The sequence below is a fragment of the Flavobacterium sp. MDT1-60 genome (assembly GCF_014844035.1).
In the GTDB taxonomy this organism is placed as follows: domain Bacteria; phylum Bacteroidota; class Bacteroidia; order Flavobacteriales; family Flavobacteriaceae; genus Flavobacterium.
Map to the genome: position 1 here is coordinate 832,727 of NZ_CP062159.1, position 15,677 is coordinate 848,403.

Annotated in this window: 5 protein-coding genes; 4 read left to right on the forward strand and 1 reads right to left on the reverse strand. The window is 38.1% G+C overall.

Annotation, left to right across the window (positions count from 1 at the left end; translation table 11 throughout):
• Window positions 1–186: 186 nt before the first annotated feature.
• Entirely contained in the window at window positions 187–1,458 is a 1,272-nt protein-coding gene (gene bioA / locus IHE43_RS03495) for an adenosylmethionine--8-amino-7-oxononanoate transaminase (RefSeq protein ID WP_192186702.1), read from the forward strand.
• 216 nt (window positions 1,459–1,674) lie between these two features.
• A complete protein-coding gene (locus IHE43_RS03500) occupies window positions 1,675–2,844 on the forward strand; it encodes a beta-ketoacyl synthase N-terminal-like domain-containing protein (RefSeq protein ID WP_192186703.1) in 1,170 nt (389 codons plus the stop codon).
• A 73-nt stretch (window positions 2,845–2,917) separates the two neighbouring features.
• On the opposite strand, the gene IHE43_RS03505 is transcribed toward IHE43_RS03500, so the two are convergent.
• Window positions 2,918–9,655, reverse strand: a complete 6,738-nt coding sequence (locus IHE43_RS03505; protein WP_192186704.1) for an autotransporter-associated beta strand repeat-containing protein — start codon at window positions 9,653–9,655, stop codon at window positions 2,918–2,920.
• Window positions 9,656–9,943: 288 nt separating this feature from the next.
• On the opposite strand from IHE43_RS03505, the gene IHE43_RS03510 reads away from it, so the two are divergent.
• A complete protein-coding gene (locus tag IHE43_RS03510) occupies window positions 9,944–10,414 on the forward strand; it encodes a regulatory protein RecX (RefSeq protein WP_192186705.1) in 471 nt (156 codons plus the stop codon).
• A gap of 464 nt (window positions 10,415–10,878) precedes the next feature.
• The gene (locus IHE43_RS03515; protein ID WP_192186706.1) at window positions 10,879–15,654 is read left to right on the forward strand and encodes a T9SS sorting signal type C domain-containing protein; all 4,776 of its coding nucleotides are present in this window, start codon (window positions 10,879–10,881) and stop codon (window positions 15,652–15,654) included.
• The last annotated feature ends 23 nt before the right edge of the window (window positions 15,655–15,677 follow it).

The following is a 15,677-nucleotide window of genomic DNA, read 5'->3' on the forward strand; positions in this document are numbered from 1 at the left end:
TAGAGGCAAGAAGCAAGAGGCAAGAAGAAGATAGAGATTTAAACAGGAATTGCTGGTAAGAAAATAGACTATTGAATTAGGAGAATAGAAACAAGAATTGAGGGTTAGCAAATAGACTTTCTTATCTTTGCGGAAACTATAGAGTTTAGTCTTTCTTCTTGACTCTATAATCTATTCTCTAAAAAAATGACATTAACAGAAAAAGACAGCCAATACCTGTGGCATCCTTATACCCAGCATAAAACTTCGCAAACGCCAATCGCAATTTCAAGAGGAGAAGGCGCACTGCTTTGGGATGAAAACAATAAAGAATACATTGATGCGATCGCCTCTTGGTGGGTAAACCCTTTTGGACATAGCAATAAATTTATTGCCGATGCGATTTACAAGCAATTGACGACTTTAGAACATGTTTTGTTTGGTGGATTTACACATGAACCGGCCATAAAAGTGGCGGAGAAATTGATCGAAATTCTGCCAAAAAATCAACAGAAAATCTTCTTTTCAGACAATGGTTCAACTGCTGTAGAAGTAGCAATTAAAGTGGCACTGCAGTATTTCTTCAATAAAAATGAAAAACGTACAACTATAATTGCTTTCGAAAATGCGTTTCACGGAGATACTTTTGCGGCCATGGCGGCAAGTGGAATTTCGTTTTATACGCAGGCCTTTCAAGGAATGTTTATTGATGTTGTCAGAATTCCGGTTCCGGTTAAAGGGCAGGAAGAGGAAAGTTTTGAAGCGTTGAAAAATGTAATTAAAACTCACAATTGTGCTGGATTTATTTTTGAACCTTTGGTACAGGGTGCAGCCGGAATGGTGATGTATGAAGCCGATGCATTAGCTAAATTAATTCAGATTTGTAAAGAGAATAAGGTTTTGACAATCGCTGATGAAGTAATGACGGGCTTTGGTAAAACGGGTAAAACCTTTGCAATGGATTATGTTTCAGAAGATCCGGATATGATTTGTTTATCGAAAGCATTAACCGGAGGCACAATTCCGATGGCGATTACAACATTCACCCAAGAAGTTTTTGATGCTTTTTATGATGATGATATCAATAAAGCCTTATTTCACGGTCACACTTTTACTGCAAACCCAACAGGTTGTGCGGCAGCATTGGCCAGTATTGATTTATTGCAAACGGATGAAATGCAGGCTAATATTGAGAGAATCAATAAAAGTCATTTAGAGTTTCAGCAAAAAATTGAAAACCATTCAAAAGTAATTACGGCCAGAACATTAGGGGTTATTTTTGCTGTTGAAATCAAATCAGATGCTGAAGAAAGCTACTATGGATCGATGCGTACAAAATTGTATAATTTCTTTATCGATAAAGGCGTTATTTTAAGACCGGTTGGAAACATAGCTTATATTCTGCCACCGTATATAATGACTGATGAACAACTTCAGAAAGTTTATAAAACAATTGAAGAAGCCATAGAAATGGTATGATTTTGCCCACAGATTTGACGGATTAAACGTATTTACGCCGATAAATAATTTGAAATCGGTGCAGATCAGCTTAATCCACGTCTTCAGTGTTCCATTTTTCACAAAACTTCGTGAACTTTGCGATTAATTAATTCAAACATTTTGCAAAGTTTTGCGACCTTTGCGTAAATCCTTGCGACCTTTGCGGTTAAATGCAATAGTCATAAAAATACTATTTTGAATACACAAAAAATCTCCATAACGGCTTTTTCTTCTATTTCCCCTTTAGGGAATAATGTCGATGAAGTTTGGCAAAAATACCTTGATAACCAACATTGTTTTTCACAACAATTCCTGGATCAGCAGGAAACTTCGGTTGCTGCTTTAAGTGCCAAATCAAAACAGATTGTTGCCGAAATTCGGGAATCAGATCCTAAATATAAATTTTTAGATGATTCCGTTTTATTTGCTTTAGCAGCTTCGAGAAAAGCAGTTCAGCAAGCGGGCTGGAGTTCAGAAGATATCTTCGGAATCAATATCGGATCCTCTCGTGGTGCTACAGATTTATTTGAAAAGCATTATAAGGAATATATAGATACCGGAAAAGCGCAGACCTTAGCTTCTCCAACCACTACTTTAGGGAATATTTCGTCCTGGATTGCGCATGATTTACAAAGTGTTGGTCCTGAAATTTCACATTCCATAACTTGTTCAACAGCACTTCACGCATTATTAAATGGAGTAGCATGGTTGAAATCAGGAATGGCCGATAAGTTTTTAGTAGGAGGGAGTGAAGCACCGCTGACTGATTTTACCATTGCTCAAATGAGAGCTTTGAAAATCTATTCACGCATTAATCAAATCGAAGAAGTCTGGCCAAATCTTGCTTTTGATTTTGAGAAAACGCAAAACACTATGATTTTGGGTGAAGGCTCGGCAGTTTGTTGTTTAGAAGCTGGAGAAAAAGACAATGCAATTGCTTACATTACAGGTGTTGGTTATGCAACAGAAATTCTGGAACACAATATTTCGATTTCTGCGGAAGCAGACTGTTTTCAGAAATCAATGAAAATGGCATTAAAAGATGAAAATCTGGAAGATATTGACGTTATCGTAATGCATGCTCCCGGAACGATAAAAGGAGATTTAACAGAATTGCGTGCCATCGAAAAAGTATTCGGATCAAAATTGCCACTACTGACAACAAATAAATGGAAAATTGGACACACGTTTGGAGCGTCCGGAATATTAAGTTTGGAATTAGCTCTTTTAATGATGCAGCATAATGCGTTTGTTGCAGTACCATTTGGAGAGAAGCAAACTCAAACCAAATCAATTAAAAAGGTATTAATTAATGCGGTTGGTTTTGGAGGAAATGCCGTAAGTATTTTGATTGAAAAGAAATAATTAGATTTTAGATTTTACAAAAAACTCCATTCGCCGCGGCGAATGGAGTTTTTTTGTATTCCTGGTTTTTTATTTATTGAAATACGATTTTCTTCGTTACAGCATAATCATTTTCCAAAGTCACTTTTACCAATAAAACCTGATTGACTGATTGTAGATTTGCTATCTGTAATTCAGTAGATCCAACTTTCTTTTTGTTATAAAGTAGTTTTCCGTTGATATCAAAAACGGTAACTTCTTTGATGTTTTCTTTTGCTGATATTACTTTGATTGTTTTATCTTTTACAGAAACTAAAAGTCCATTTTCGACATTTTCGAAATCACCAGTGCCAAGTGTTTTGTTGGTATAACGAAGTACAAAACGGTCTGCGAAATTTCCGATTGCCGTTGTAAAGGTATAGTTTGCAGCACGCAGGTCCTGAATCTTACCCGTTATTTTGTCTTCCAGATAAATGGACTGAGTGGTAAATATACCATCCGCCTGATCAATAGAGATCGTAAAATCCCCGGCAATGGTAGTCTTATATCCTAACGGAACTGTATCCGTATCGGTAAAAGGCAGTGCACGTCCCTGAATTACAAATTTTCTTGTCCCTCCAATACTGTAAAAGTCGATGTATTTGTTTCCGTCAAATGAAAGACCATCATATCCTCTGTCGTAATCGTTGCTTGCCCCTTCTATATACCCTACAAGCATTTGTTTGAAGGCTCCTTCCTCATTGGTCAAGTTTAACCACACACGATTTTTTTCTATACCTGTAGTTTTTGAAGTTTTGCCCGGTTTGAAAAACTGAGCGTTTTTATCAGCACCAATACGCATTGAATTGGTAAATTGAATTTGTCCCGGAAAACTAAATCCAGCCATAAAGGATTGTCCAGCTGCTATATAGCCCTGCGGTGCGCTGTTAATATTTCCCGGTGCATCATTTGCTGTTTTTGCGGCTTTCATTGTTTTGGTACCTCCACTCAAATTATAACTTGCATAATCATCGGCATTATATCTGTAATAACCTCCAAGTGTTACCGGTGTATTGTGTGTCCAGAAATACAATGTCCCCTGCAATACCCCCTTATTGTTAAGATCGGAAAGGAATTTATCGGCATCAATAGCAGACGGATAAGGGTTTCCAATCAAATAATTTTTTCCTGAATCATAGGTTTCACTCGTAACGGTTCCGTTGTTTGGCGTTCCTCTAAAAGTAGCCGTATATGGAGCTCTTACTGTATTTGATGTTCCTTCGGGACCACGGATGATATATCCTTTACCAACAATCATCACATTGGTTTTAGGAGTTGCGACCCAGCCTGTTCCATCAAATCTAAAATATTTATTGCTTTCCGTTAAAGGTGAAACAGCTGCCAAAGTCTGTCCTTTAACAGGCGTTGACCAATATACATAATCCGCCTGACGAATTGGAAGAGTAGTACGTACATACTCAATACTTCCTGTATTGATTGTGTTATCTGTACTTTCCTGCAATAAAGTAGAACTATCCTGAAAGGTTAGTGTACCAGTTGGAGCTACTGTTATTGCGTCAGTAACTTTTAAAGTGTTACCACTTTGCACTACTAAAGAACCGTTAGCTATTACAGAAAGTGTATTGGCATAAAATTCAAGATTAGTACCCGAAATAATTGGATTATTTGGTGTAGTTGGTATAATCACACAGTCTGCAGAAGTTGGAATTCCCGCAGGATTCCAGTTTGGACCATAACTCCAGTCTGTAAGTTGAGAGCCTGAACCTTGTCCTCCTAGCCATGTTTTAGTAACTGGTGGTGAAACTGATAAAGGTGATGCCATTGTGGCAACACAATCAGAACTATTTTTTACACTTACCGTATGAGATCCTACCGCAACATTGCTAAAAGTCCCTGATGCAAAATAATTAGTACCGTCTATACTATAGGTAATACCTGCACCTGTTGGTGCTGTTACTACTATTGTTCCTGTATTTACTGAACAGGTTGGTTGTATGGTTACTGTGGCTGTTGGGGTTGTTGGCAGGGCATTTACTATTACACTATAAGTTGCAGTAGCATTTGTACATGGACTATTAGAAACCGTCATCGTAAGTGTAACTGTATTTCCGGCATCTCCCGGAGCAGCAGTATAAACGGGTGTCAACGTAGTTGCTCCAGATGTAATACTTCCTGCACCGTTTTCGGTCCATAATATTGTTCCGTTTGATGATGTTGCCCCGCTTACCGTTGCTGTTGCATTTGAACAAATTGCTTGGCTGCCTCCAGCTATAGCCGTTGGCAAGGCATTTACAGTTATTGTTACCGAAGAACAAACTGAATTATAATTACATGGAGCTCCGTTTTCATAACGTCCATAATAAGTTGTCGTGGTTATTGGACTAACAGAAAGATTATTACCAGTACCCGCCAAAGTACCTCCACAAGAAGCTGTATACCATTTTATGGTTTCGCCTGTTCCGCCGCCGCCGCCATTAAGCGTCAAAGTAGTACTTCCTCCATTACAGATAGTTGTTAGGCTTGCTGACGCAGATGTTGGATCAGCTGATTCCTGGTTAACTGTAACCAATTGAGAAATACCTCCTGTTGTAGCAGCACATGGCGAAGCGGTGTTCTCTATTCTAACCCAATAAGTTGCGTTACTACTAAGAGCACCTGTAGCATATGAAATTGAGGTAGCTCCTGAAATTGGACTTGTTCCAACTACAGATCCTGTTCCCCATTGATACGTTGCTCCTGTTCCCAAAGTTCCGCCGACAGCTGTTAATGTTGTCGAACTTCCGTTACAGATCGTTGTTGTTCCGCTTATACTAGTCGGTGCAACGGATGGGGTGTTAACTGTCACCACTTGAGAAATACCTCCTGTTGTAGCAGTACATGGCGAAGCGGTGTTCTCTATTCTAACCCAATAAGTTGCGTTACTACTAAGAGCACCTGTCGCATATGAAATTGAGGTAGCTCCTGAAATTGGACTTGTTCCAACTACAGATCCTGTCCCCCATTGATACGTTGCTCCTGTTCCCAAAGTTCCACCGACAGCTGTTAATGTTGTCGAACTTCCGTTACAGATCGTTGTTATTCCGCTTATACTAGTCGGTGCAACGGATGGTGTATTTACCGTAAGCACAACTGGATTTGATGTAACTGATGGGGTACATGTACCACCAACAATACAGCGATACTGATAATTATTCATACCAGAAGTAGCACCTGTAATATTCATCGTTGCTGTAGTCACATTACTATAAACGCCAGTATTTGTTAGACCTGTAAAAACTCCTCCTGTACTCACTTCCCATTGATAATTTACACCCGTCCCTGAGCCAACAATAGTAAATGAAGCATTATTTGCTACACATGTACTTGTTGGACTTGGTTGAGTTGTAATTGATGGAGCCGTATTTGTAGCATTAACTGTAAATGACGCTGAACTGGTACAATTTCTTAGAGATGTTGTAACATTATATGTTCTAGGCAATAAACCTGTCAAATTTTTTCCTGTAGACGTGTATCCTGCCGGAGCAGAAGACCAGGAATATACATAAGGATCTGTCCATGCAGCAGTAGTGAGGTTAACGAAAGTTCCAACAGGAGCTGAACTTCCCACCCCTGTAAGTGATGTAGCTGAAGGTCCATCATTAAAGCTATAACCAGCTATCAAGGTACTAAAAGAAGCATCATAATCTACAAATCCTGCTGCCAATTTAGCAACATCTGCTGGTAAAAGAGCTTCACTCCAAAAACCTACTTTAAAAATTTCTCCTGTTAAACCATTTCCTGCAGCATCCATTACTGCATACCCTATCTTTGTTGAATAATTTGTATCTGAACCATAATTTGATGTCAAACTCCCGGCTGATGATTTCAAAACTCCATTCAGGTAAATTTTTAAACCTCCTACCGTACCATCTCCTGTAACTGCAATATGATACCAAAGACCCGGAGTAATTTCAGACTTAGGCATATCAACCTGTCCCCCACCAGCAGTATAACATCTTAAATTATCCTGTTCAAAGGCAACTTCAATAGCATTATTTTGCCCAAAAATTGACATTCTGGTAACATAATTTAAATTATCAAATTTAATCCAGCCCTCAACTGTAAATTTAGCTCTATTGGATAACAGTCTCTGACTAAGATCTACTCCTTGAGTAGTTGCATCCGTACCAGCTCTCACAAAAGCCAAAGAAGCTGGATTTGAAGCATTTGTAATCGAAATTGTTCCAGTTGCATCCGTAGGACATGCAACATTCGATGCTGTCCCTGTTATTGTTGGTGGTGAGCTGTATTTATAAACTGTAATTGGCCCTCCCGACATTGTTGCGGTACACAAAGTTGAGACTTTGCTTGCTGTAACGGTATATTTTCCTGTAGTATTAAATGCGCCAAAACTGATAGCCAAACCTGTACCTGCAACCGGTGATCCTACGGCAACGGTTCCTCTGTATAATTGATAGTTAACCCCAGATTCTGAACCTGATAATCCAATTGTTGTTCCCGACTCAGTACTACAATAAGCCTGATCGTTTGCGCCTGTCATAGAAAAAGTTAATGGTGCAGTACAAGAAGAGCCTACATTTATTAGTCCAATTGTTGTATCAAAAAAAGTATTATTTTTATTATTAGCCGTTGAAGTGGTACTTCCCCAAGACCCTCCAGGTGTCGTTGCTCCGCCTAATGTAAGTGTTCCTGCAGTATGTGTTGTTACAGTACTTAAATTAGCAACTACACCTGAATTAATATTCAAATTACCAGAAATGGTTATTGAAGCTGAAAATGTTTTCGTTCCTGAATTTGATAAGATAAGATTATTGAATGTTAATGCAACCGTTCCTAAACTTTGTGCCCCTGCATTATTAAATTCAACTGTTCCCGTATTTGCAGTAAAAGTTCCAACTGTACCAGATACATCACCACCAATCTTTAAGATACTTGAACCTCCATTTAACGTTCCTATTGTTCTCGTCCAGTTACCTGAAAAAGTATGTGTCAAACTAGTCCCTAAATTTAATGTCCCCCCATTGCCATTTATTGTTAATGCACCACCAGTTACATTTCCATTAAATGTAGCTGTACTATTTCCTGTCTTTGACATTGTTACTGTACCTGTAGTTGTAAAGCTATCAATACTTTGAGTAGCAGTTCCCGATATAGTAATCGCTGAGCTTCCTGCTGTAAACGTACCACTATTTGTAAAACCTCCTCGAAAAGTTACTGCATTACCATTCGTAACTACAGAAGCACCACCTGCAATAGCTAAAGTTCCATAAAAAACTTCTCCAACACCCAAACTAAGTGTTCCTGCATTCACAGATGTTGTTCCAGTATATGTATTTGAACCTGACAAAGTCCAAGTTCCTAAACCTTCTTTATTTAAGAAAGATGGAGTTGATATGATACCTGACATGATACCTGAACTCCCAGTTACCCCATCTAATGTTAATCCAAAAACACCTGTTCCTATAGTTCCACTACAAGTTAATGTCCCTGAACTAGTTGCTGTAATAGTAATGGCTGATCCTAATGTTATGGCTCCACTATAAGAAGCATTTCCTCCTGTATTGGTTAAGGCTCCTGCTGGACTAGAAGATAATCCTGTTCCGTTTAAAGTCAAAGATTCTGCCCCTAGATTAATACCATTTAAATCTAAAACAGCACCGGAAATGATTGTAGTAGCTCCTGCAGTTGTCCCAAGACCTGCTGTATTACCTAATTTTAATGTACCTGCACTCACTGTAGTTGTACCTGTGTATGTATTTGAACCTGACAAAATCAAGGTTCCTACACCATTTTTAGTAAGCGTTGAACCTCCACTTATCACTCCACTTATTGTTAAATCTGTTGCAGTTGATCCATCATCACCAACGTTAAATATTCGATTTCCTCCTAAAGCAACTGGGCACGAAATTGTTGCACCACTTGTTCCTGTGGTAATATCAGTTACAGTTACGGTACCTCCTAAAGTAAGAGTTCCACTCCCCGAAATTATTGAACCCGCAACAGCTCCACATTCTAATGCCACACTAGTAGGTGTTGTAAGTGTAAATGTTGACATAGCTAATGTTGTATTAGCTTTAACATTTAAAGCACCATTAACTGTGGTATTCGCGATCAAGGTTTTTATTCCACTTCCAGATATAGTTAAATTATTATATGCGTAATTACGAATATTTTGTGCTCCAGCATTATTAAAATTAACTGTACTCGTCGTTCCTGCTGTAAATGTTCCTCCTGCGCCTAAATCACCCGCTATATTAAGAGTTCCTGAACCGGTAAATGTCAATCTAGCTTGAGCAATTGTTCCTGAAAAGGTAATATTAGTAACATTAATAGTCCCGGAACTAACAGAAACTGTAGAAGATCTATTTGTATTTGTATTTCCAGATATCGATATGCTTCCAGCATTCAAAATTCCTGCACCCACAGCAACTGTACTAGTTATTGAACCCGTCGTCGCACTTACTGAATTCACTGTTAATGCTCCACTAATGTTTAGTACAGAATTAGAATTAAATGTTATTCCGTTATTTGCTGTAGCTGCATTTACTGTTACACTAAGAAGTGTGGGGGTGGTAAGATCTAACGTGACAATTACCCCACTATTAATTACTACATCATCACCTGCAACTGGAAGAATTCCACCAACCCAAGTTGATGTGCTACTCCATGCACCAGAACTAGATGCAGTTCTTGTCGCCGCATTCGCAAATGAAACAACAAAAAACATCCCCAAACAAAGCATCCTTAAACCAGGAATAAAAGATCTTTCTTTAGAAGAATTAGAAAAATTTAAAAATAAAGAACGAACGAATAAAAGTAATTTTTTAATCATATTGGCGTGGTATTTAGATTTGGGGTTGGGCGTTAAAAAGAAATAAAAAAGCAAAGTACTTTTAATACAATACTTTAAATTTGGCTTTTTAAATGGAAAATTTTTGAGCTAAAATCTTGTTTTCAAACAACATATAATTCTTAATTTTCTCGTGCAAAAATATTATAATTCTCCACACACACAACATTTTAGCATTTTTTTTTCTGAGAAAAACGAAAAATATTGGTAAAATTTTAACAACAAAATGACTATTTTTAGCAATAATAGTTAAAAAGCAGGAAAAAACACATGAATTCAATTTTTACAATAAAAGAAGCCTTACTGAAATTAGAACACTTTTGTGCGTATCAGGAACGTTGTCATGCCGAAGTAGTTTCGAAATTATACAGCCTCAAAATGACCCCGGATGAAACCGATTATATTGTGGTTCAGCTAATTGAAAATAATTTTCTAAATGAAACTCGTTTTGCCTGCAGCTTCGCAAGAGGCAAACATCGAATAAAACAGTGGGGTAAAATCAGGATTACAAACGAACTCAAGGCCAGGCAAATTTCTTCCACAAATATTTCACTCGCATTAAAAGAAATTTCACCAGAAGAGTACGAATCTACTTTCGAAAATCTTTCTGAAAGATGTTGGAACAATATTCCCGAAAAGAATCTCCTAAAAAAAAGAAAAAAGTTCTGCGACTATCTTTTACGTCGTGGTTATGAAAGTAATTTTGTTTATGATAAAGTAAAAGAAATGGAAGGAAAATAACTTCTGTTTTTATTAAAAGCTTCTAAAAAATTTCTCTAAAAAATCCAGATTCATCAGAAAATACTTTCCTATACAAATGTCACTATCTTGCGAATTATTCACTCTGCCTCGCTTTTTTTAGTCTAAAATTGTAAAAACCAAGCGATTTTACTCAATACATTGCGATTTTTCTTATATTTAAATTAACTGATTTATAAGAAATTCCACAGAATCATACTTTTTGATATACACTTCAACGATTATTTCAATCACTTCATCGATTAATTGATTATTACGAAACCATCATTATATCAAACTCGTAGATGTGTATATATTTGCGAAGTTAAATCCTATGCCAACATAACATCCTGATTGAAACCGTTTAACATGACTAGATGGCTTCTTTCAATTGTTTCTTTTTTAATTATTTTATAGCATACGATCGTTAAACAAAACAAAATAAAAAAACATCTTTTTTAAATTAAATGCCACGATTTAATATGGTTCGAAAATTACTTTTACCTTTTTTATTTTTTACAATTTCATTTTTTTCTTTCGCACAAACCTTTACAGATTCTACACCAGCCGGAACAAAAACCTGGACAGTACCTAACGGAGTTACAAGTATAACTCTGGAAATATGGGGTGCAGGTGGTGCTGGAGGTGGTTCTTTAATTAATAAGGAAGGTGGTGCTGGCGGTGGCGGTGGTGCATATGTTCTAAGAACAATTACGGTTACTCCCGGTGATATCATAACTTATTCAGTTGGAACTGGTGCTATAGGAACCTCGAATGCGGGCACAACAGGAGGAAACACAACATTAACGACTGTTTCAGGCACCAATTTAAATGCAAACGGAGGTTCAGGTGGTAACACGGCTGTTCATAATGCTTCTGTTTCTGCCGGAAGTGGTGGAAGTGCAAGTGGAGGAACAACCAATACGAATGGTTCAAATGGCTCAAATAACTCAACTTCAACCGGGAACGGTGGGAAAGGCGGTAATGGCGGCAACGGAGGAGCTGGAGGAACCGGAGCAGATGGAAATAATGGCGGAAACGGAGTTGAAGGCGCAAATCCAGGTGGCGGTGGCGGTGGCGGCGTCCTAAAAGGATCAAGTTTCGGTATTGGAGGAAATGGGGGAAATGGGCAAGTAAGAATTAGTTATTGTACAGCAGGTATACTATCCGGAAATCAATATTTATGTACTTATAGTCCTGCATCGACAACTTTTACATCTACTGTTTCAGGAGGAACGTGGTCTACAAACAATAGCGCTATAGCCGCAATCAATTCTTCAACTGGCGTAATCACTACTCCTGCAGGTGCAAACGGCACAGCAACAATAACATATACAGTTCCTGCCACAGGAAGTTGTCCTATTCAAACGGCTACAAGAACACTATATGCTACAAATACACAGCCAACAACTCCGAACACGCCATCAGGATCTTCATCGGTGTGTCAGGGAACTACAGCGATTTATACAGTCAATTCTATACCAAATGTAACTTATAACTGGGTATATACAGGAACTGGCGCTACTATAACCCCGGCAGCAAATGGTCTTTCTGCTACGGTTTCGTTCAGTTCAACAGCCGGTAATTTCGGAAGAGTTGAAGTTTCAACTACGAACGGCTGTGGTACAAGTGGAGCATCAGGTTTAAATGTTTTTGTTTCTCAGTTAAGCAATGGAGGAACTATTACAGCTGATAAATCTACTGGTTGTGCCGGTGATACTTACATAACTCGCTTACAGCTTTCAGGCTATATTGGATTGCCTATTAGATGGGAATCGTCAACAGATAATTTTGTTAGTAATATTGTTTCAATAAACAATACAAATAATGGAATGAACATTGAAAATTTAACGCAAACTACTTCATACAGGGCAGTTGTGCAAAATTCACCTTGTACTGCAGCAGCATATTCAAATATTTTTAAAATAACAATTGGTTCGACCGCACCTTATACTGTTAGTACTGCATCATCAAGTCCTAATGTTTGCATACACAGCGCGATTACACCAGTTACTCACACTACAACAGTAGCTACCGGAATTGAGAATAATGGTGTATCAGGAGCGAATGGTTTACCGCCGGGAGTTTCAGCCACCTGGTCATCTGACGTAATAACTATTAGCGGAACGCCGACATCTGCTGTTGGAAGCCCATTTAACTATAGTATTCGTTTGACTGGATGCAGTTCAACTAATGCATATGCAACAGGAACAATTACGGTTAGAACAAATACAGTTACTGCATCATCAAATCCCATTATATGTCTTGGTGCAGGAATTACTATAACACACACAACAACCGGAGTCACAGGCATTGGAACCATAACCGGATTACCTGCAGGAGTTATTGCGAATTGGAATGCAGATACAATAACTATTAGTGGTACACCAACCGCAACTGGTTCTTTTCCATATACAATTCAATTAACCGGCGGATGTGGAGCAATAAATGCCACAGGAACAATTAAAGTAAATCCTACTTTAGTACCAAGCGTAACCATTACTCACGACCAGCCAAGTTTAACAATTTGCCAGGGCACACATGTTCGATTTACTGCACATCCAATTAATGGAGGAACTACTCCGATCTATAAATGGTATAATGGGTCAACGTTGCTTACAGAGACCTCAAATTCTTATTTAGCCTATAATGTTGTAAGTACAGATGCTATTAGAGTCGAAATGATATCTAACGCAACTCCATGTTTATCAACAACTGCGGCAGTACCGTCTAATACAATATCTTTCTCTGTAATTACAACAGATCGTGGAAGAACTCAAGGTGGAGGACAAATCTGTAAGGGAACTGTAACACCAAAATTTAAATTGGTTAATTTTGATAATCCTGGCCAGGGCTCCCCATATTCTTATTCTCAAAAAGTTCTAAGATGGGAATATAGCACCGATGGTAACGTTACATGGAGTCCTATCCAGGGAACGCAAGGTTTGATAGAATATCAGCCAACAGCGACTGATCCTTTATATATTTTAACAGTTAACACTACTTTTAGAGCTGTTACACAAACTTCTGGATGCACAACAGAATACTACGCTATTGAAACAGGAGTTGAACTTAAACCAGTACCAACAGTTACATTTACTTCGCAAGCCGGAACAGATTCCTGTATTGGAACTGATGTAACATACACAACGCAGCCCAATCAAACAAATTATGCCTGGACAGTAACAGGAGCTTTAGGTACAGATTATAATATCGCCGGCGGAAGTTTATCAAACACAAGTAATACAGTAACTATAAAATGGTTAACTTCAGGAAATAAAACAGTAACGGTAAACTATAGTAACGGTAATCCTAACAATTGTTCAGCGATTACACCAACATCTTCTACAACTTATGTAAACCCTGCACCAATTGCTCCAATAATAGTTTCAAAAGTATTGCCAACTTGTACTGTACCAACAGGAAGTGTCAATTTAAGTGGTTTACCAGCTACCGGAATTGTGCGTTATTTGGCAAAAAATTCAACAACTGCAACTTATACGATCACAGGAACGACTATGACAATTTCAGGATTAGCTCCTGGAAAATACAAATTTGCGACAGATAACCCATGTGGCACAATATATTCAGATGAAATAGACATTTCAGGTAACACCTGGGATGGTACATCATGGTCAGCTGGAAACGCAGATCCTACTTTGAATGACGTATTAATATTTGCCGCAGATTACAATGTAAATAAAGATGTTAATGGATGCTCCTGCACAGTAACCAACAATGCAAAAGTTACTATAAAAAAGGGCAAAACAATGACCATTACCAATTTTGTTAATATAGATTCGGGTTCATTAACTTTTGAGGATACTGCCAGTTTATTACAAACGAACACAGACCCAAACATCAATACAGGAAGTATTGAGTATGTACGTACTACTCTTCCAATCCGTCAGGCGGATTATGTATATTGGTCAACGCCTGTTAAAGGACAGACTTTGGCAGCTGTTTCACCTTTAACGGAAAGCAATAAATATTTTAGATTTGATGGAACAGGCTGGGTCGCAACTCCTAAAACCAATGTGATGATTGTTGGTAAAGGATATATCATCCGTGGTCCCGAAGGAACATCAAATACAGTAAGAGCTCCATATACGGCTACTTTTAGAGGAACGCCAAACAACGGAACCGTTACGAGTGAAACCTATGATTCAGGAAAAAATTATTTGATTGGAAACCCTTATCCGTCTGCTATTGATGCCGATAAATTCCTTTCCGATCTTAACAATAAGGGGTTATTGCAGGGGACATTGTATTTCTGGACACACAATACACCGGTAACACTTGGAGGTTATTACAGATATAATGCCGATGATTATGCAAGTTACAATTTGAGTGGAGGTACCAAAACAATGAAAGAAGCAAAAACTGCAAATAATGCACCGGGAAATATCAACAGCGCACCGCAGGGCTATATAGCAGCTGGACAATCCTTTATGGCTGGATTTAGTTTTCCGGGACAAATTCAATTTACCAATTCAATGCGTATTGGTGCTGATAAAAACGCTCAGTTTTTCAAACCGGGCAAAACTTCAAAAACTACAGGTATAGAAAAAAATCGTGTGTGGTTAAACTTGACCAATGAGGAAGGAGCCTTCAAACAAATGCTTGTAGGGTATATAGAAGGGGCAAGCAACGATTACGACAGAGGATATGATGGTCTTTCATTTGACGGAAACAAATACATCGACTTTTACAGTATTGGAGGGACAAGAAAATTTGTAATCCAGGGTCGTGCACTGCCTTTTACCGATACGGATATAGTTCCGTTAGGATATAAGACTACCATTGCCGGAGACTTTACAATCTCTATTGATCAGGCGGATGGTATATTTACCACTCAGTCCATTTATCTGGAAGACAAAACAACAGGCAAGATTCAGGATCTGCGTGCTGCAAACTATACCTTTACAACGGCAATCGGAACTTTCGCAGACCGTTTTGTACTTCGTTATACCAACAAAACACTTGGCACTGGTGATTTCGAAAATGTCGAAAATGGGCTACTGGTTGCTGTAAAAGATAAAACAATCAAAGTTACTTCAGCAAAAGAAACTATTAAGGAAGTTGCCATTTTTGATATCAACGGAAAATTACTTTATAACAAAAAGAAAGTTGGATCTACTGAATTACAGATAGCAAATCTACAATCAGCCAATCAGGTTTTATTGGTAAAAGTGACTTTGGAAAATGATTATGCTGTAACGAAGAAAATTATATTTCAATAAATAAAAATGTTTACAATACCAAA

Bases quoted from the DNA above. Each gene is read 5' to 3' on its own strand.
- IHE43_RS03510 (WP_192186705.1), top strand. From the start codon at position 9,944: ATGAATTCAATTTTTACAATAAAAGAAGCCTTACTGAAATTAGAACAC.
- IHE43_RS03515 (WP_192186706.1), top strand. From the start codon at position 10,879: ATGCCACGATTTAATATGGTTCGAAAATTACTTTTACCTTTTTTATTT.
- IHE43_RS03505 (WP_192186704.1), bottom strand. From the start codon at position 9,655: ATGATTAAAAAATTACTTTTATTCGTTCGTTCTTTATTTTTAAATTTT.
- bioA (WP_192186702.1), top strand. From the start codon at position 187: ATGACATTAACAGAAAAAGACAGCCAATACCTGTGGCATCCTTATACC.